Origin of the sequence: Acetobacter thailandicus (assembly GCF_011516655.1) — a bacterium.
Taxonomy (GTDB): Bacteria; Pseudomonadota; Alphaproteobacteria; order Acetobacterales; family Acetobacteraceae; genus Acetobacter; species Acetobacter thailandicus.
Genome location: NZ_WOSV01000006.1, coordinates 102,223 through 119,055, shown reverse-complemented (window position 1 = coordinate 119,055; position 16,833 = coordinate 102,223). Strand labels below are relative to the sequence as shown.

Genomic DNA, 16,833 nt, shown 5'->3' with positions numbered 1-16,833 from the left:
TTCAGGCTATAAGGTAGGGCTTTCCATCATTGGTTGTCAGCGCGACATCGTTCTGAAGCGAAAGCGTATTGGGTGGCAGTGGTGTGCCATCAGCAAGATGAGGCACACAGACAGGCGGTGCCGCCGCACTGTCAGTGCGTATGGCAACAGACACAGGCAGCGTCAGCCTGCGCCCCTGCTGTGTGACCAGCGTGAGCTGAACAGTCTGCACTGTTCCGGGTATGCCGCCCCCCAGAAAAAAACAGGCCAGACCGCTCATCACCGTTGCCCATAACACTCTGAGGTCAGTTTCCAGCCCGGTGGCTGTGGGCACGCAGGCTGAAACACAGGCCAGATAGTCCTCTGTGCCTTTAAGCCAGCCCGATGCATCAAGCGAGAAATCAAGGTTATCAGCACCTGATTTTGGCGCCCATGATAACTGCGCCTGACAGGCCACCAGCCCGCGCAGGCGCAAATCCGGCACAGCGGCAAGCTTGATCATACGTGCAGGCGAAGGCCGCCAGCCCGGAGAGAGAAGAGGTGCTGTCACCGGGCTACCCCCGTTGCTGTGACACTCACAGGCAGCCCTGATGAAGCCGAATTAGAAGGGATGTTAATATAAAACCCTGCGCTCGTGGGGTTAAACGCCCAGACATCCATATTATTATCCGCCGCTGTCGTAAGCTGTATAGTAATATCATCCGTGTCTGAAAACGCTTTGGGAAAGGCCACATACGTGCCACCCGTTGCACGATATACAGCCGGCACCCTGAAGTTCTGCACCAGGGTATTCCCGATCTGATACCACCGGCCTGAGCCGGTTGACCCCTCGTCAGGCAGTTGTGAGGTCAGGGCAAGTATGCCTTTTCTGCTGGTTATTTCACCACTGGGATAGACCCGCAGAGAGGCAAGGTTTGTCTGATCAGCTGAGTTCAGGTCAAAAGACAGATAGCCTTCATTGGTTACCCGTATATTGACCACACTTTTGTTCTGGCTGTTTGCCACGATCACATTACTGTCCGAGCGCAGGGTGCCTGTAACTGTCAGCGCACCACTTATGGTGTCCCCTGCTTTCTGAACATAGTCACCAAAGAAATTCACCCAGGCGGCACCCATCGTTCCTGGTATGCTGACATTATTATCTGCCACCGACCGCCACACACCACCTGGTGTAATACCCGCCACCACCGCCCCCATGGGGTAACCACCGATTTTAGCAGCAAATCCACTATCAAACGCACTGACTGATGTTGCCTGTAAAAACTGTATGGCCTGAGAGATATATTTTAAAAACCCGTTCATATCCTGCCCGCGCGGCGGCACACCACCGGCAGAGCGGGCAACAAATGTTTCAGGCGGAAACCCCAGCGCAACTGATGCTGTGCCATCCCCCGCCACAGCCTGGCTGGCGGGAATATCAGCCACGTTACCATCCTGCGCGCCGGCAGCAATCAGCTCACTGAAGAGCGCCCTGTCATCTAAACTTTTCATGCTCCGTCTCCTGCTTCTCTGATCGCATAAGAAACCGTCACACCAGCCGGGCGGGGCAGAACACCTGCATTCTGAATGACAGAAATCTGCAGAGGTGTGGGGGTAAAATTAAAAACATACCGCATGGCCATAATGCCGCTTTCCTCCACCCAGGCATCACCCTGGCCGGCAAACAGCATCATGAGGATTTTATTGAGCGAGAAAACCGAACAATCGGTGATATTCGCAAGTGCTTTGGCATAAATAAGCTGGCGATATCCGCTGTCAGAAAGACGGTGGTTATCAGTGGCAGCATAGTCCTGATACCAGGGGGCGGTGTTAAAAGGTTCTTCCGTCAGGTCATTTGCTTCAAGAAAGCCTAAAAACGTGCCGGTTGCCACCCGCAGCACCCGGCTGACACCCACAATACGCCCCCAGACATCAAGGCCATAACCCTGGGCGGTTTCGATGTTCCAGATATTATCAAACCATCTGTTCACCAGTGCCTGCGGGTCTGTCATCTGGTTCCAAGCGTCAATCAGCGTGGTCAGTGAGGGAGAACACGCATACTGCGACAAAATGGTCTGTTCATAATGTTGCATCAGGCCAGCTCCACACTGATATTTTTTGCTTCCAGCACCGGGATCTGATCAATGCTGAGTGCCATGCTGATAGCTGTCGGGTCAGCAGTCGGGCCGGCTGTAATATCGATAATCTGTGCCCAGCTGCCCAGAGCCGCAACAGAACTGTAAAAACGACTGGCATAAATGACGCTGCCTATCCCTGCGCGTGCGCCGCCATCAAGCCCCAGAAATGAAGCCAGAACAGCCTTGCGCACCTGGGTCTGCACATCAGCGGGCACCTGAAGGGAGGAGGAAAGTTTCACATTTACATACACAGCGACCGGCTTTGCGCGCTGAAAACTGACGTTATAAACAGGCGCTTTGCTATAAGCTGTATCTGTATCGCTTACCTGCACCTGCGTTGTACCGGTATAAGCACAACCTGGTGGCTTTTTGCTCAGAATAGCGCGGGCCACAGCATCGTCACTGCCGCCACTGACACACACATAAACACTATGCGCCGCCAGAGTGACCCCTTTTATCGTTACAGCACTGCCGGTGCTGTTGTCTGTTACATATGCGTCAAGCACGCCAGGTACAGCCTGCACACTGGCCTGAATAGCATTATTAACCCCCACTGAATTAAGCGAGACAGACACCTGGCGGCGGCGCTCAAAAGCAATACGCCCCTCTGTGTTGCGCCCCGTAACCCCTGCCACAGGGTTAGTAACCGTTGCCCAGCCGTTTAGCGCCTGGCTGAGGCGAATACTCTGCGCCGGGCAGGCCGTTTCGCCCGCTACAGTGCAGACAAAATTACCGGTGGCAGTGCCTGTTTCATCAAGTGTAATAGCCGCACTCGCGGCATAGCTGTTGCCAGAGGTATCCTGGACAAGGCTGCCCTGCGGTATAACCGTGCCCGATGTGCCCGTACATACACACGCCACAACAGTGGCTGTTGCGGGCTGACGGGTCATAAAATACAGCCGCCCGATAGCATCCTGCATACGGCCTGTGGCACGCGCGGGGTCAACGCCATTGGCCACAGCCAGGAACTGGTCATATGCATCGCCCAGAATGGCGGTCATAGACACAGCAAGCTGCCCCTGCGGGGTTGAAAGGCTCAGGCTGAGCTGGTTACCAAAAGCTGCATTAATATCAGCTAAAACTCCGGCGAGCACTTCTGCCTCCTGAGGCATAACAAAGCCAGAGCTGCTCAGGCGGGGGGCTGGCACCGAAGTCGTGCCATAACTGGTCTGTTGTGTGGTGCTAGAAGCTGACACTGGTCCGGGTTCCATCTTCAAGAGCGAGCTGAATAATGCCAGAGAGGCGGCGCTGCGGGCTTATGTCAGTCAGCACGCACACCGCGCGCGAGACACCCTGCACCGTGCGGGCCACCTGCTCGACATCTGAACGAAAAAGAGCAACAGACTGACTGCGCCCCAGAACATGCTCAAGATAGGGCAGGCCCAGTGCCGTGTTGTACCAGCACTCCCCCAGAAAAACCCTGACAGCACACGCCACATTCTGCACGATGGCATAAGGGGCCGCTGCCTGGGCAATGTTGCCCTGTGCATCAATCACAAGGTCCCAGGTGGCTGCATCAAGCAACAGTGCACCGGTTGTGCTTTCCTCATCCATGTCATGAGTTCCTGTCATGCTCTGATATTTTATAAAAACAGCAGATAATACTGCACACGGTTAACCAACCGGTGTGCCGGTCTGCCCTGCCCCGGGCTGCACACCTGGATGCGTATGCTGCGATAAAGAAATACCCCGGCCGGTCACATCGCCCGAGACACTGAGGTCACCTTTGACAGACACCCCGCCGGTAATCTCGACATTCTGTGCATTTACCGAAAACGTGCCTTCTGTTTTGATGCTGATACCGCTTTCGTTCATCCAGATATATTCCCGGGGGGCCGCATTGAGAAAACCCCCCAGGTAAAGTGCATCGGCTATATTATGCTGCCTGAAAGAGCCCGGTGCCGCCGCCGCCCGTGCGGTTTTAACATTAAAACTGTCACGGTCTGCCACCAGTGCCAGGCCGATATCCCCCACCACCGGGTCAGTGATCACCGCGCGTATGCCGCCCTGCAGGCGAAAATAGGGCACCTGAAACACCACACCATGAGGGGTCACCTGCCCTGCTGCATTTTGCTGGTGCACCATAGGCTGCACATCAACAAAACCAACCGGCTCCAGCCCTGTGCCTGACACGGCACAAACCTGCACCAGCATAACGGTGCGCCGTGTCGAGAGCAGACGTGCCACAACAGCATTAAGCGCATTAAAGTCAGATGCCGCAGCATCAGCACGATGAAAAACCGGATAAAGTGAGGAGGAGAAAGAAGAACTCATAAAAAGCATCCATCCTGAAAAAGGAGGCAAAGGCAGGGTATGACTGCGTTAACGCACCGCCTGCGCGATAATGTCGGTAAACCAGCCACCACCGGGCACTTCGCTTTGCAAAAAATGATGAGCTTTAATCACGCGCCACAAACCAACGGGGCCATTCTCTGCCTCTGACACATTGCCCTGGCCTGCTGGCTGATACCGGCTTTGCAGCGCAATAAGCGTGTTAAAACCGATTTGTGCGCTAAACAGCATACGGGCTGACAGCCCCCCCGCTGACCAGGAGGGATAACCCACCAGCCCGGTTGCGGCCGAAACCGCTACAGCTGCATCACTCTGCTGCCCGGCAGAGGCCGCAGATGTACCGGTACCTGTAACCTCAGAAGGCCAGACAGAAAGCTGCCCCCGCCCCAGCCCGGCACGCACAGGCACAGCCTCAAGGCAGCGGGCAATCTGCTGGCCCGGGCTGCCATCAAGGTACGGATTATAAAATGTGGCTTCAACACCATGATTAACAAATGTCAGCCCGGCTTTTTGTGCAATTGTCTGCAATAAAGTGGCCGCCTGCACAGCCCCCTTAAACGCCGTTGGTGTGGCAGGCATAGCATTGGGCAAAGCCGTTGAGAGAGCCTGCACCATAAAAGCGCTCTCAGGCGCCTGGCGGTAGTCAGCGTAAGCGAGGGTTACCCCGCCACGAAAAACCAGCACCGGCACGCTCTGCCCCTCCTGCACCTCGATCAGAACTTCGCTGATGCTCTGATAAAAAATATCAGGGACCATCAGGCTCAGACGGTTCATCAGGTCAGCATTCACACCCTCAAGTCGCAGTGTGGCGATTTCTGCGGCGGGAAAGCGGGCCTGCACAATATCTGCCGTGACACGCAGCCCGGTAAGTGTGACCACATCCTGCCCCGCAGCCCCGAACCCGTTGCCACCCATGCGAAAGGTCACCACCAGCCCGCGTGACACAAAGGTTGTTTTCTGCCCGGCGCTGAGCATAGCCAGAGCGGTCATGACGGCCACCGTTCATAATACATCAGCATAAAACGGCTGCCCAGGCCTGTGCTGTCGGGGTTTTGCAAACCCTTTGTATCGAAAAAGGTGAAATCACCTGGCAGGCCGGCAGCCTGGTCACGCACAAGCCAGGTCAGGTTCTGACATAATACGCCCGAGAGCACAGCGGTCTGCCCCAGCCATATATCGGCATAAAGCCCCGTGCTGCGCTGGCGCAGGGTTATCTGCATCATGCTGCCTGACAAAGAAACTTTCAGCATCTGTGCCGGCACAGCCTCAAGAGGAATAACCGATGCTTTTGTAAGGCTTTCTGCCAGGCGTTCTGACGTATTCTGTTCGCTGCTCATAAAATAAAATCCGTCACAGAGAGCGTGTCAGAAAGCCCGCCTGTCAGACGGGAGAAAAAGTTCTGACGCGGGAAAGAGGACATCGTGCTGACAGGTACCATGCCTCCATACTGCACGGACTGCCCTTCTGGCATGCGCGATGAGGTGAACGACGGAGCAGCTGCCTGGCGTATCTCCTGCAACGTAATTTCGACCACCGGCATAGTAATACCGTGGCGACTGTCACGCAGCCAGCGACAGCCCGTGACATTAACCGGGCTGTATTTTCGCTCAGGAGTAATAACCGTATAAAGCGATAAATCTTTTTTCAGACTTTCAAGTGTTTCAAAAAACACTTTACGTACATACACCTCGCCGGCACCACCAGCATCAAGCAACGCTTTTGGCAGCACCATATCAGACAACATAGCCCCAAGCCCGGTTTCAGTGCCGTCACACACCATCTGCACCCGGTGTATACAGGGCTCCTCCACCTTGCTGTAAGACATAAACCCGCCCCCTTCGAGCGGAGCAGTGGCCACCCGGCTGCGGCTGTCTGTTGCAACAGACATCACACGGGCAGCAGAGAGCACCCTGTCACCTGTGGCTGAAAAAATACCCCACTGACCAGCACTCTGGCTGACCAGCAGGTCATTGAGCACCTGCCCTGCCGTGACAGAAGCCGCGGCCCTGACACCCTGCCAGGCAGACCGCCCGCGCAAAGCCGGTACACCCGCAGTTTCGGGCACAGACCAGACCTGAGGTAACGCAACGGGGAACATAACCATAAATCAAAAACCCCTGTACCAGAAAGAAAGATCAGACAGAACCCAGTGTTGAAAGCCCGGCAAGAGTCTGACTGCTGCCTTCGCCAAGGCGCTGCAGTGCCTGAGCGATCTCATCAGCGTTGCCCGAGGGAGCCGAAATCGTCACCGGCCCGATATGTGTTGTGTTGCGGGTCACTGCCGGCGTGGCCAGAGCGACAGGTGACACTGTTGCCGCCTGCATCAGCGGAGCTGAACGACCATAAGCTGATGAAAGAGCCGGGCCCTCTGTCATCATACTGACAGGGCGGCCTCTCTGTTCTGCTCTGCCTGCATACTCAGGGTGAACTGCCCCCCCTGAAAGCACGGTCAGCGTATGATTTCCCTCCGTCTCATGCACTGCCGGGGCTGAACGCTCTGCGCGTGCCGGGGCACTCTGCACAGGCAGAGACACAGGCCGAGGCAGGGGTAGCTGACGCACCATCAGCACATACTGCTGCCCGGTGCGCACATTATGAGTAATATTCTGCACGAAGGAGGGCTGCGCCACATCCGGCCCGCGCACCCGTGCAGCCTCTGACCTGCCAGCCGGGGCCAATACCCTGACCGGCCGCTCTGCCGCTGTGTGCACTGCCGCCGTGCGCGGGCGTTCTCTCTCAGCCTGCGGGGCAGAAACCTGTGTACGAGACATAAAAGCCTGTGTGCGGGGCAAACCAGCTGACCACACACCACTTTCAGCCCCGGGGGGTGTGGCACGGTAAAACGCAGCCAGAGAGGACTGTGACACACGCCCCCTGTCAGCGGCCCCGCGACCTGCCCGTCTGCCAGCAGAGGAGGAAGATGAATCCGCCGGCAGCCCGAGCACTGCAGAAAGACCGCGCCCACCGGTTATAACCCCCATAAGGCCCAGTACCTCACGCTGTGTCTGCGAGAGCGAAGCCCCCATATGGGCAGAAACAGAGCGGCTGCGGGCCTCAAGCGTATCAAGCGTGTTCAGGGCCGTGCGGGCACCGCCCTGAAGCGCAGATGTATCAAGCCCCAGGCGAATAACCAGCTCATCAAGCACAGTGTCAGCCACAATGGTCTTCCTTCTCTAAAATGCGCGGGAGTCACCGGCGGCGCGGCGCTGTGCTTCTGCCGCGGCCTGTGCGCTGTTCCAGTTTCTGACAGAGGTAATTTCAAGGAGAAGATAAAGGTCTTCACTGTCATAAACCGTTTGCAGCTCATGCAATGTTGCAAGACCACTGCCGATAACAGCGGCCAGAGCAGCCGAAAGATTTACGCAGCTGACGGGCTCTGTGCCGGTTCTGACAAAAGGGCCGCCACAACGGGGAAAAGCAGGTGTGCAGCGGCCAGTAAAAAACCCACATGCAGTTTAAACACCTCAGAGCGCACCATGCCGAGTGTTTCCGGCTCTTCAAAATCTGAGGCAAGCACAGGCCGGCTTAAAGACGGGTTTGACGGGTCTGGCCGCAGGCTGACACAGCGCATCAGCCGCTCAAGGGCCCTGTCCAGGTCAGCTTCATCCATAAAGCCAAAAATCTCTATCCCCAGTGAGGCCAGCCCGGCCATACCGCTTTGCGCCATATCGGCCCCTACCCTGGCACCACCTCTTATTGCAGCCTGAAGGCAATGGCGCGCCCACTGGTCAGCACTAAACGCATCCATCCGGGTTAAATGAAACTGTTTGCCATTATCTGCGCCCTCGCGGGCATGCGTATAATCCAGAGTTTTCATGCGCTGAACAAAACCTTTTCTGTGCACAGTCTGTTTTATCAGTAAGCAGAATTATTAAATGGCGGCTGGCAGCACGCGCTCCCACATAATTTCAAAATGCCGGGCCTCAAGCACACGTCGCGCCCCCGGCACACTGACAAGTGAGCGCAGCAGGCCCCGCACCATGGTATATTTGCGCCCGATAGAAGGCAGCTGAATTTCAGCCCCAAGGCGATAAAGCCCCCGGCGGGAGTCCTGCGCCATGGCGATCCCTTCAAATACCAGAGCGCTCTCACTATTCGCAGCGAGCGAGATAGTCTGCATCACCGGGTTGGGGATCCACCCGGCATTGAGGTAGCCATCTATGCTCATCGCGGTTTCTGCCAGCTCACGGGCATCGGTTTCAAATGCACGGTCAGCCGCATAATTTTCAAGGGTTACAGGGGCATTGTACAGCCCTGGCACCGTAATAGTAAAAACCGAGTTAGCGGCTGTAATATCATAATCAGACATGTTCACTGAACCTCGACAGATGCCAGAGAGATGGACTGCACAGACTCACCATCTGTGTAGAAGAAACGCCCGGCCACAGCCCCGCGGCTGGCCCGCACACTGGCAGACGCCGCTGACGCACCAGGCAGCAGGTACCAGCCACGGGTTGAGAGCACATCATCAATCGTGCGGCCTGCCTGTGCATTAACTGTCTGCACCTGACTGGCTGACAGCGTGACATTAGGCTGAACAGCCCCGAATGATACGGCGGTATCTATCGTGCTCTGCACCGCTGTCGAGATCAGAGAATCTCCTTTTGTGGTATAGGGAATCTGGCCAACCGAGGTGAGGAGTGTAACCAGGTCAGACTGGAAAGCTGCATTCATCCATATCTGATTAATGTAGCTGTCAGCCCAGGCGAACTCACCACTGACAGCACCGTTATTGATAAAATTAAAGGTGCTGTCAGATGTTTTGTAGCTGCCATAAAAGCTGTAACCATTTGCAAGCAGGTTAACAGCCTGAGCAGCGGTAATATCCGCCGCTGTTACAGCCCCGTTATTACGAAACATCAGTGTGGTGCGCCCGCCCGTGCGCCGGGGGTTAAGGCTTGCAGCCCACCCAAGGCATAAAGCTGCGGCCAGAATACCACTGCCATCGGTGTTACACAGGCAGGTCAGGCCCGGGGTCTTCTGTGCTTTAACGGTCGCCCCGAAAGAGGATGTTACCCCGGTTGTCAGAATAGTCTCATCAGAGTCAGGAATGATACCCCAGTAGCGGTTAGGGTTTGCGGCCATCCATGTCCGAATTTTATTTTTTGCTGTTGCTGAAGGCTCTGTTGCAAACATAAACGGAGCCCAGTCAGGTGCTGCAGCCGCAGCCTGATCGAGATAAGTGCCATAATCACTTTCTGCCGGGGTTGGGGGCAGCTTAAAAATATACAGCTTTGAGGGCAGGTCCTGCGCATTGGTATAGGCTGAGAAATATACACCCGCTATCTGCGCTTCTGCGCCTGAGGCGCCACAGGTCTGTGCCACTGCGCTGGCTGAGGTAAACACATTTACCCCCGTATCGAGCGCTGTATTAGCCGAAAGCAGCATGCCATTAAGCAGATTAACTGTGCCACCGGGGCTGATAACCCCGGGTGTAACAGAAACGAGGGAACTTACCGGAAGGGTCATACAGAAATCTCACGCAGCGAGAGGGCCTCAGTATTCGCCAGCGTGATGCTGGCTGAAGAAGCCGTGGTTTGTGGAAGAGTAAGAGAAGACGTTGCCTGGCAATGCAGGGTTAACACCCAGTGCTGTTCGTATTGCTGCTCGCCATTAATAAAAGCGAGCTGACGTATCTCTTCAGCGAAAAGCGGTACCAGCCGTGTCGGGCGCTGTGCGGCATCAGGCACAGCCAGCGGCACTGGCAGGTCGGGCAATGTGCCCCCTGAACTGACAGCAGGAGGTGTCTGTTGCAGCCACCCTCCGGCAGAGAGGGGCGTGCCGGCCTGACTTTCAGCCATGTTTGTCTGCTGCGCCAGGCTGTCAAAAAACATGCAGGTCCATTCTGAACGAAAAGCCGTGGCCAGGATACGGGCATTATCAGCAGCTGCATCACCAAAAAGACTGACCTGAACAACAAATTCCTCAGGCATACTCAGTGTTACAGCCAGTGGCGTATTATGCTGAGCACCTGTTGTCAGCCCATGGCGGCTGAGGATACTCAGCAGCACAAAGGAGGTATCAGGCACCGGCGTATTATTCTGCCGTGTTTGTAAAACTACTGTTCCACGCGGCAAAAGTTTAAGGCAAAAGGCACGTAATGCAACAAACAGGCGTGATGTTACGGGTTCTGAGACGGCGGCTCCTGCCGTGTTACCAGAAGTCTCGACCACTTTACCTCTCCCTGTGTTTCAGACCATAATTCAGGCTGGCCGGTGACCAGCCATGTTGCCCCCTCAAACAGCAAAAGGTCGCCACCAAACTGATGAGCACGGTCAACACCTTTGATCTCGCCTGGCATATAGACTGTGCGGGTCAGCGTGTTTTGCCCAAGCCCCTCACGCAGGGCGAGGTCAGCCGCGCTGGCGGGCTGAATACGCACACTCACCAGCACGTCGTTATAGCGCGGGCGGGTTGTGCCATCGGGCTGCGTATCATAGCCATCTGACATACGCAGGGTGGCCACAATGCAGGGCAGCACAGCATGTGTGGCTGCGGCTGCCATGGCAAAAAGTGAAGGCATCATCACAACTGCACCTGCACCGCAACAGCACTGAGCAGCGTGCCGGTGTTCACCAGAGGTGTGGCGCTGTGCTTCTGCGCAATGGTCGCTGGGGCATCAGGCTGCACTGTGCCTGCAGCAATCCTTTGCCGTATGCTCTCTGCCATAGCCTGCCCGGTTTGTTCTAAAACCTGCTGCGGGGCGTAAACAGCACGGGCTACATCACGGGCTGAACGCACACTGCTCCGCAGCCCGGTGCGCATCTGCTCCGCCCAGTGCCGGGCATTCTGCTGCACAGCCGGGCGCATAAACGGGCGTGGCGGCAACAGCTGTGCAGAGCCACGACCCTGCCTGTGTGATGCATGATGTATCACCGCCCCGAACTCCTGCACGGCAGCAACAGTCGCGACAGATGTCGCGGTGCGATAACGGGCACCGGGCAGAAACCCCGCACTGACAGACGGCCTGGCAGAAGCTGCACCACGGGCAAGGCCCTGCAATATATTATTTATATGCCGTTTATTTTCAAAAACCAGCACCATTCAGTGTTACTCCTCCCGACAGAATATCTGCTGCGGCTGTGTTTCAGCCCGGCACATAGCGGGCCGTGCGGGTAAAAGCCGTTGCCGCCCAGAAAGCCGCACCATAAGGTGTTTGCAGCCACCAGCCCTGAGAGCCGGCAACAGGGCCTGCATCAGCCTCAACCTGCACGCTGCCCATACGCGCTGAGGTGACACGCCCCACAAGAGCTGGCTGACCGCCCCCTGCAGCATCGGCACAGGGCGGCGCATCACTGCCAGAGCCAAGCTGTGCCAGATGCGCAACCACCAGCCCCAGCAAATACGCATACCGTGCCGGGTCACTCACCGCACCGGGGGCCAGTAACTGCACAGCAAAAGCCAGGCAGGTCTGCACCCCTTCAGCCCCGACACGGGCATACAGGCCAGGATAACGCTGCTGCCATTGCGCAGGAGAGAAAACAGACATGGCGGACATTGGTCACACTCCATCAGACAGGTTGAGCAGCGGTCAGACCGGGCTGATACCCGGTGCCGGTGTGTGGGGGTTAACGGCTTCGAGCCCTGAGCGCAGCTCTGCCTGCTCACGAGCCTGCGCAGCCCCTTTTTCAGCTGTGCTCTGCGCAAAAATAAGCCCCTGGCGCAGTAAAGGATAATGCGCATAAGCCTCTGCCCAGGCCTGCCAGAAATCAGCCGGCAGCCGGGTCAGACCATACCCGCCAATGACAGAGGAGGTATTGGCCCCTGCCAGTGTATGTGTGACATCACGCAGGCGCAGAACAAGGCCGCCGGGCAGCTTGCAGCCCACGGTGACAGTAGTGGCTGTTGCCATTAATCATTTTCCTTACACTCTGAAAAAACCGTTATGATATCAGGGAAATATTATACGCCTGTCATAGTGGCTATGCCTGCCGGCATATAAATGACAGCCCCCCATGTGCCCTGAGAGAGCTTCTGCCGCCAGGCTGAGGCTTCGGTAACAACGGCATGCGTGCGCAGTTTTTCAGTAAAGGCGGCCTCAGCTGTTTTCTGGCCATCAACATGCTCAGCCATAATCTGAAGGGTCTGCACCGTGCTGCCTGCTGCATCACCATATTCCACCGCCTGCACAAAGCGCAGCCCGGTATAGGTTTCCTGCAACAGGGTTGCCGCAGAATTACCAAAGCTGTTGCGGCGGGTAAGCAGCCCCATGCGTGAGGGGGAGAGCGCCAGCACCATGGGGGTATCTGTCGTGACCAGGCCTGCCGTCTGCTCACGCAGGCGGTTAATCAGAGCAATCACATCATCCTGCCGTTCTTCCGCGGTGGCTTTTTCCCACTCTGTGCCACCGGCAGCCTTAACAGCCGGGGTAATGGCCGCTGGCAGGCGCGGGTCATTGAGGTAGCCGTAGTTTTTCAGCCCCTCAACACCAAAAAAATACGTTCTGTTCTGAAATTTATTCAGTTTCAGTGCCCCGGCCTCACGCAGGCTGGCCACCCATTGCAGGCGGGCCTGCCCTGCGAGTGCAAGCTCCATCTCCCCCCAGGAGAGGAAGACCTGATAATGATAAGACTGACGCTCAGGGTAAGAGGGGTTAAGCCCTACCAGGCCATTACCATTATGGTCACCATAGCCTGATACCTGACCGGTTGTTTCAAGCATGGGGAAGATTGCTGTGCGGGTGACCCAGTCACCCTTGCGCACCTCACCCAGCATCTCGGCACCGCGTACAGGCGCAAACGCCACTTTAACCAGAGCCGGGTCAACCCAGGCGCTCATAAAAGCAGGGATGCCCGCATTAGCTGTGGTTGAGAGAGCAGGCTGCGCATCAAGTGCCATGCGGTCAGTGGCCAGCAGGCTGTCAGAGATCATACCGCGGGCCTCTGGCATAATAAAGCCAAGGCGGTTCAGTTCAGCCAGTTCGGGAGTGAGAGCGCTCATACAGCAGAAATCCATGTTGAGATTTTAACAAGCTCGCCTGCATTGCAGGTCGATGCTGCGAAAAAGCGGGTCTGTACAGCGCCATCTACCGTGCTGCCCGCCTGCGCAACAGACACGGCCCCGGTGGTTGTGCTGGCAAAAACAGCCTGCCCCGGTGTGGCTGCGGTTGAGGTCACAGCCCAGAAGTCACCTGCCGTAAACAGGGTTACGGGCAGCCCGCCGGGAATAACCAGGCTGGCCTCGTCAGCAAAATTACTGATCTGACCTGTAAGATCACGATGCACAAAACCATCAGGGGCAGCAGCAGAGCCTGATGGTGGTGCATTGGTGACAGAACGCTGATCGGCCTGCACCCAGGCAAAAGCCCCCACAGTGCAGCCCGCCGGGGCCGCAACCAGTGCGCCCTCCCCCGCCGGGAAAACCGCCGCAGGGTTAAGAGAGGCAAAATCGCCTGTCACAGCCAGAGCCGGCTCGACATAAACCTGTGTTTGAAAAGACATATGTTATGCTTTCACCATAATGCGGGACAAACCAAACTCTTCACGGAATGACACGATTTTTGCGCTGTCCATGCCCATTACCGGGCCAGCCCAGCAGGCCTGTGCCTGCACGCTAAGGCGCGCAAACTGCTCAAACAAAGGCTGAAAAGCCTCCTCTGGCAGCGTGTCAGTTTCCACCCCGTTTTCACGCAGGGCAAAGCCATAAACAGCACCTGCGCTGTCCATCGCGACATCACCCACAAAAGGGCGCACAGCCTCGCGGGCAGTATGCAGGGCCTCAAGGCGGCGCACTGCACCGGCTTCAGCCTGGCGCACGGCCTGCTCTATAGCGGCATCCATAGCGCCGCTGGCAGGCTGAGAATGGTCTGATACATGCGGTGCACTGACCGCAGAATGTGAACTGGTCATGGGAGAAGACAAAGGCTCCTGCACGGGAGAAAGGGAAGACACCGGCGCTGTGGGCAAAGCGTCACCAATGACCGCCGAAGCCACGCGTGGCCGTGCCACCAGTGCCAGGTGATTAAATACGATATCGGCCATAACCAGCGTGTAAGGCCGCCCCTCAAAGGTGCCGGCCTGCTGAATGGCGCGATAGCGATAACCGGCCGAAACGGCCCTTTGCCGCCCACTGAGAATGGCCGAGATGGCTGCGCTGTCCCATATAGTCAGGCTGCCGGTCAGACCGGGCGGCGAAAACACAACTGAACTGCCCACGGCCCCCACTGTCAGCGTGCCGGGGTGATCGCGGGCAGAAACAGGCTGATGGCGCATAAGCACAGGCTTACCCGCCATGCTGGCAGCCGCAGCCGCCAGAACCTGCGGCGGGCGAAACACCTGATAAATTTTATCAGCCTCAAGCCCCAGTGCCTCAGCACCGGGAATTTCGCGCCCGTAATAGGGGCTGACACCGGCTGCTGACAAAATACAGCTTGCAATGTGCAGGTGCCCGTCATCATCAATACGGCGCACTGAGCCATCGCATGCCAGGGGCAGGTCAGCCACCCCGGCTTCGTCAAAAATATCTTTATATGTCAAAGGATTTTTTCCTTTAAGGGTAATGTCATATCACCCCTGGGGGACAGAAATACCCGCATACTGCCCTGACGGGTCATGCGCTGTGCGGCGGCGGGCTTCTGCCGGGGTCACAACACCCGCCCGGATGTTACGCTCATCAATCTCGGTGCGGGTCTTTTCAACATCGGCCTGTGTCCGGGCATCCATCTGCCACAGGCTGCGAAAGCTGAACGAGATATCGGGGTCAGTCTCACCCCACAGGCTGAGCATTGCCATATGCATGATGGTGGTCAGCGCAGGGCGGAACGTATTTTCCTGATACGCGCTGATCCGGTCATAAAAAACCCTGATCTCTCCCTTCGCCGAAGCATTCAGGCCTGCTGGTGTAATGCCTGCAAATTTGACCAGAGGCTCCTGAGCGACGCTGCACATCTGCTCCTGTGCCTGTGCCTGCAGGCGGTCAAGCCCTGCAAGCGGGGCTGCCAGAAGGTCAAGCTTTTCGCGCTCTTTATCGAGCACAAACGTGCCACGGTTAGAGCGAAAACGGTTAAAGGCCTCCACACGTCCCAGCAGCCCTTCCGGGTCCTGGGTGTAGGCGGTCATGTCAGTTGAGAGGGCAACCACCGAAAACGCATTGAGCAGGTCGGAGACAGACTGACGGGTACGCACCCAGTTTTCAACATAAGGGCGGGCCATCTGACTTAATGAAACACCACCAAAATTATAAGCCGGTTTAAGCAGGTCGGGCACCTGGCGCGAAACAAACCGCAGCAGGCGCGTGCTATGCACACGCTGCCCCTGCACCCACCAGTGTGTGGGGGCATAAAAATCAGCACTCAGCGGGTTTGTGGTGGAGTAGCTGTCTGCCATCGTCCACACAGGCTCTACCGCCCTGAGGGCACGCAGCATGCCTTTACGAAAGGTCTCAGGTCTGAGCAGCAGCGGTGTTTCATTTATGCTCTGCCCCGTATCAGCATAAAGCAGCCCCATGCCATAATAACCGTCATACTCGGCCATGCTGCGCAGGGCCTGACGGACCTCGAGGCGGGTAAATTCTGCTTCAAGCTCTGCAATACGGGCATGTTTGTCAGTGCCACCACGGGCATGAAAGGCAATCCACTCCCGCGTGGACTCAGTGGCGATCACTTCCACCATGTGGCGGTATTCTGCCCGCTGTGCCAGCTCTGCCAGTACCGGATACCCCGGAAAAGCCGTGCCGTCAGCCTGCGCGCGGGTTAGCCAGTCAGGCTGCATGGCGGAGGAGGAAAAAGCACTGTCATGTGCCTGTGTTGCCCCGCCACGCACCCCTGCGGGCGGCTGATAGGGGCGAAACAGGGCGCTGCGTTCAGCACCTGCCTGCCCCCCGGCAGCACGCAGGGCCTGAGCCATATCCTGCGGGAAAGGAGCACCCTGCCCCCTGCCCTGCTGTGACCTGAAGCGTTCAGCCTGAGGCATGCTGCCCAGATATGGCTCGCGCCTGTCTGACTGCCCGGCCGCCCAGGCAGCCTTTGTGCGCCCCCCCATAAGACGGGAAAGAGAAAAGCCGGCAGGCCCTGATGATAACACTCGCGACATGAGCCTTTTTCTTCCTTGCTGGCATAATGGAGGCATGGCGCAGGCCAATAAAAAAGGGCCACTCACACCAGCCCCCGCGGGAAACCGGCATGAATGACCCTTTATCAGCGCATCAGCCCCGATAAGGCTTAACGCTGTGACCTGCTATAAAAAGCCCTCAGGCTTCGTCTACGTCGTCCCAGTCTTCTTCGTCGCCTTCAAAAACAGGCTCGACTGTTACAACACCGCTTTCTTTCTGCTGCAGACTTTCTGCCTGCTCAGTGGCGTCTTCTTCATTTTCATAAAGTCTGGCTTCATCAAGCTCAGCGTCCCACTCACTATGGAGTGTCCAGAATGAATACTCACCCTGCTCATCTTCAAGCTGAATGATGTACCCTGCAATAACTTCGTCCTGTTCCTGCACGTGCTGATTCCTT

General features: G+C 56.8%; 24 protein-coding genes. All 24 read right to left on the bottom strand.

Annotation, left to right across the window (positions count from 1 at the left end; genetic code table 11):
- Position 1 precedes the first annotated feature (1 nt).
- The 24 genes from GOB58_RS09380 to GOB58_RS09265 all read right to left on the bottom strand — a co-directional run bounded on the left by GOB58_RS09380 (position 2) and on the right by GOB58_RS09265 (position 16,820).
- A complete protein-coding gene (locus tag GOB58_RS09380; protein WP_173560011.1) occupies positions 2-529 on the bottom strand; it encodes a phage fiber-tail adaptor protein in 528 nt (175 codons plus the stop codon).
- On the bottom strand, positions 526-1,470 hold the full coding sequence (locus GOB58_RS09375) for a hypothetical protein (protein ID WP_173560010.1): 945 nt from the start codon (positions 1,468-1,470) through the stop codon (positions 526-528). Before GOB58_RS09375 ends, GOB58_RS09380 begins: the two co-directional genes overlap by 4 nt.
- The gene (locus GOB58_RS09370; protein ID WP_086554768.1) at positions 1,467-2,051 is read right to left on the bottom strand and encodes a DUF2612 domain-containing protein; all 585 of its coding nucleotides are present in this window, start codon (positions 2,049-2,051) and stop codon (positions 1,467-1,469) included. The genes GOB58_RS09375 and GOB58_RS09370 overlap by 4 nt, the downstream gene beginning before the upstream one ends.
- A complete protein-coding gene (locus GOB58_RS09365) occupies positions 2,051-3,244 on the bottom strand; it encodes a baseplate J/gp47 family protein (protein WP_322973220.1) in 1,194 nt (397 codons plus the stop codon). Before GOB58_RS09365 ends, GOB58_RS09370 begins: the two co-directional genes overlap by 1 nt.
- Before the next feature lie 34 nt (positions 3,245-3,278).
- Complete coding sequence (locus GOB58_RS09360; RefSeq protein WP_086554766.1) at positions 3,279-3,650, bottom strand: hypothetical protein; 372 nt, start codon at positions 3,648-3,650, stop codon at positions 3,279-3,281.
- Positions 3,651-3,710: 60 nt separating this feature from the next.
- On the bottom strand, positions 3,711-4,370 hold the full coding sequence (locus tag GOB58_RS09355) for a phage baseplate assembly protein (RefSeq protein ID WP_173560008.1): 660 nt from the start codon (positions 4,368-4,370) through the stop codon (positions 3,711-3,713).
- Positions 4,371-4,418: 48 nt separating this feature from the next.
- The gene (locus tag GOB58_RS09350; RefSeq protein ID WP_242005292.1) at positions 4,419-5,378 is read right to left on the bottom strand and encodes a hypothetical protein; all 960 of its coding nucleotides are present in this window, start codon (positions 5,376-5,378) and stop codon (positions 4,419-4,421) included.
- Complete coding sequence (locus GOB58_RS09345; protein WP_173560007.1) at positions 5,375-5,725, bottom strand: phage baseplate plug family protein; 351 nt, start codon at positions 5,723-5,725, stop codon at positions 5,375-5,377. Before GOB58_RS09345 ends, GOB58_RS09350 begins: the two co-directional genes overlap by 4 nt.
- Positions 5,722-6,492, bottom strand: a complete 771-nt coding sequence (locus GOB58_RS09340; protein WP_242005291.1) for a phage baseplate protein — start codon at positions 6,490-6,492, stop codon at positions 5,722-5,724. The genes GOB58_RS09345 and GOB58_RS09340 overlap by 4 nt, the downstream gene beginning before the upstream one ends.
- Before the next feature lie 31 nt (positions 6,493-6,523).
- The gene (locus GOB58_RS09335) at positions 6,524-7,546 is read right to left on the bottom strand and encodes a hypothetical protein (RefSeq protein ID WP_173560006.1); all 1,023 of its coding nucleotides are present in this window, start codon (positions 7,544-7,546) and stop codon (positions 6,524-6,526) included.
- Between the two features lie 15 nt (positions 7,547-7,561).
- On the bottom strand, positions 7,562-7,699 hold the full coding sequence (locus GOB58_RS09330; RefSeq protein ID WP_173560005.1) for a hypothetical protein: 138 nt from the start codon (positions 7,697-7,699) through the stop codon (positions 7,562-7,564).
- A 47-nt stretch (positions 7,700-7,746) separates the two neighbouring features.
- On the bottom strand, positions 7,747-8,205 hold the full coding sequence (locus GOB58_RS09325; protein WP_173560004.1) for a hypothetical protein: 459 nt from the start codon (positions 8,203-8,205) through the stop codon (positions 7,747-7,749).
- A 54-nt stretch (positions 8,206-8,259) separates the two neighbouring features.
- Positions 8,260-8,697 carry a phage tail fiber protein gene (locus tag GOB58_RS09320; RefSeq protein ID WP_086554762.1) on the bottom strand — a complete coding sequence of 146 codons (438 nt, stop codon included), beginning with the start codon at positions 8,695-8,697 and terminating at the stop codon, positions 8,260-8,262.
- Between the two features lie 2 nt (positions 8,698-8,699).
- Positions 8,700-9,857, bottom strand: coding sequence for a DUF3383 family protein (locus tag GOB58_RS09315; RefSeq protein ID WP_173560003.1), 1,158 nt, complete (start codon positions 9,855-9,857; stop codon positions 8,700-8,702).
- Positions 9,854-10,561: a phage neck terminator protein gene (locus tag GOB58_RS09310; protein ID WP_173560002.1), complete on the bottom strand. Its 708-nt coding sequence runs from the start codon at positions 10,559-10,561 to the stop codon at positions 9,854-9,856. Before GOB58_RS09310 ends, GOB58_RS09315 begins: the two co-directional genes overlap by 4 nt.
- A complete protein-coding gene (locus tag GOB58_RS09305; protein WP_242005290.1) occupies positions 10,510-10,914 on the bottom strand; it encodes a hypothetical protein in 405 nt (134 codons plus the stop codon). The genes GOB58_RS09310 and GOB58_RS09305 overlap by 52 nt, the downstream gene beginning before the upstream one ends.
- Positions 10,914-11,432, bottom strand: coding sequence for a hypothetical protein (locus tag GOB58_RS09300; protein WP_173560001.1), 519 nt, complete (start codon positions 11,430-11,432; stop codon positions 10,914-10,916). Before GOB58_RS09300 ends, GOB58_RS09305 begins: the two co-directional genes overlap by 1 nt.
- 43 nt (positions 11,433-11,475) lie before the next feature.
- A complete protein-coding gene (locus GOB58_RS09295; RefSeq protein ID WP_242005289.1) occupies positions 11,476-11,886 on the bottom strand; it encodes a DUF4054 domain-containing protein in 411 nt (136 codons plus the stop codon).
- Between the two features lie 33 nt (positions 11,887-11,919).
- A complete protein-coding gene (locus tag GOB58_RS09290; RefSeq protein ID WP_086635040.1) occupies positions 11,920-12,240 on the bottom strand; it encodes a hypothetical protein in 321 nt (106 codons plus the stop codon).
- Positions 12,241-12,290: 50 nt separating this feature from the next.
- Positions 12,291-13,328 (bottom strand): major capsid family protein, encoded by a 1,038-nt coding sequence (locus tag GOB58_RS09285; RefSeq protein WP_173560000.1) that lies wholly within the window; start codon positions 13,326-13,328, stop codon positions 12,291-12,293.
- Positions 13,325-13,828: a structural cement protein Gp24 gene (locus GOB58_RS09280; protein WP_086554756.1), complete on the bottom strand. Its 504-nt coding sequence runs from the start codon at positions 13,826-13,828 to the stop codon at positions 13,325-13,327. The genes GOB58_RS09285 and GOB58_RS09280 overlap by 4 nt, the downstream gene beginning before the upstream one ends.
- Positions 13,829-13,831: 3 nt before the next feature.
- On the bottom strand, positions 13,832-14,863 hold the full coding sequence (locus GOB58_RS09275; RefSeq protein ID WP_173559999.1) for a DUF2213 domain-containing protein: 1,032 nt from the start codon (positions 14,861-14,863) through the stop codon (positions 13,832-13,834).
- Positions 14,864-14,893: 30 nt separating this feature from the next.
- Positions 14,894-16,417 carry a DUF1073 domain-containing protein gene (locus GOB58_RS09270; protein ID WP_242005288.1) on the bottom strand — a complete coding sequence of 508 codons (1,524 nt, stop codon included), beginning with the start codon at positions 16,415-16,417 and terminating at the stop codon, positions 14,894-14,896.
- Between the two features lie 157 nt (positions 16,418-16,574).
- Positions 16,575-16,820, bottom strand: coding sequence for a hypothetical protein (locus GOB58_RS09265; RefSeq protein ID WP_086554754.1), 246 nt, complete (start codon positions 16,818-16,820; stop codon positions 16,575-16,577).
- Positions 16,821-16,833: the final 13 nt, after the last annotated feature.

Bases quoted from the DNA above. Each gene is read 5' to 3' on its own strand.
- GOB58_RS09375 (WP_173560010.1), bottom strand. From the start codon at position 1,470: ATGAAAAGTTTAGATGACAGGGCGCTCTTCAGTGAGCTGATTGCTGCC.
- GOB58_RS09370 (WP_086554768.1), bottom strand. From the start codon at position 2,051: ATGCAACATTATGAACAGACCATTTTGTCGCAGTATGCGTGTTCTCCC.
- GOB58_RS09360 (WP_086554766.1), bottom strand. From the start codon at position 3,650: ATGGATGAGGAAAGCACAACCGGTGCACTGTTGCTTGATGCAGCCACC.
- GOB58_RS09355 (WP_173560008.1), bottom strand. From the start codon at position 4,370: ATGAGTTCTTCTTTCTCCTCCTCACTTTATCCGGTTTTTCATCGTGCT.
- GOB58_RS09350 (WP_242005292.1), bottom strand. From the start codon at position 5,378: ATGACCGCTCTGGCTATGCTCAGCGCCGGGCAGAAAACAACCTTTGTG.
- GOB58_RS09345 (WP_173560007.1), bottom strand. From the start codon at position 5,725: ATGAGCAGCGAACAGAATACGTCAGAACGCCTGGCAGAAAGCCTTACA.
- GOB58_RS09340 (WP_242005291.1), bottom strand. From the start codon at position 6,492: ATGGTTATGTTCCCCGTTGCGTTACCTCAGGTCTGGTCTGTGCCCGAA.
- GOB58_RS09325 (WP_173560004.1), bottom strand. From the start codon at position 8,205: ATGAAAACTCTGGATTATACGCATGCCCGCGAGGGCGCAGATAATGGC.
- GOB58_RS09320 (WP_086554762.1), bottom strand. From the start codon at position 8,697: ATGTCTGATTATGATATTACAGCCGCTAACTCGGTTTTTACTATTACG.
- GOB58_RS09315 (WP_173560003.1), bottom strand. From the start codon at position 9,857: ATGACCCTTCCGGTAAGTTCCCTCGTTTCTGTTACACCCGGGGTTATC.
- GOB58_RS09305 (WP_242005290.1), bottom strand. From the start codon at position 10,914: ATGATGCCTTCACTTTTTGCCATGGCAGCCGCAGCCACACATGCTGTG.
- GOB58_RS09300 (WP_173560001.1), bottom strand. From the start codon at position 11,432: ATGGTGCTGGTTTTTGAAAATAAACGGCATATAAATAATATATTGCAG.
- GOB58_RS09295 (WP_242005289.1), bottom strand. From the start codon at position 11,886: ATGTCCGCCATGTCTGTTTTCTCTCCTGCGCAATGGCAGCAGCGTTAT.
- GOB58_RS09290 (WP_086635040.1), bottom strand. From the start codon at position 12,240: ATGGCAACAGCCACTACTGTCACCGTGGGCTGCAAGCTGCCCGGCGGC.
- GOB58_RS09285 (WP_173560000.1), bottom strand. From the start codon at position 13,328: ATGAGCGCTCTCACTCCCGAACTGGCTGAACTGAACCGCCTTGGCTTT.
- GOB58_RS09280 (WP_086554756.1), bottom strand. From the start codon at position 13,828: ATGTCTTTTCAAACACAGGTTTATGTCGAGCCGGCTCTGGCTGTGACA.
- GOB58_RS09270 (WP_242005288.1), bottom strand. From the start codon at position 16,417: ATGTCGCGAGTGTTATCATCAGGGCCTGCCGGCTTTTCTCTTTCCCGT.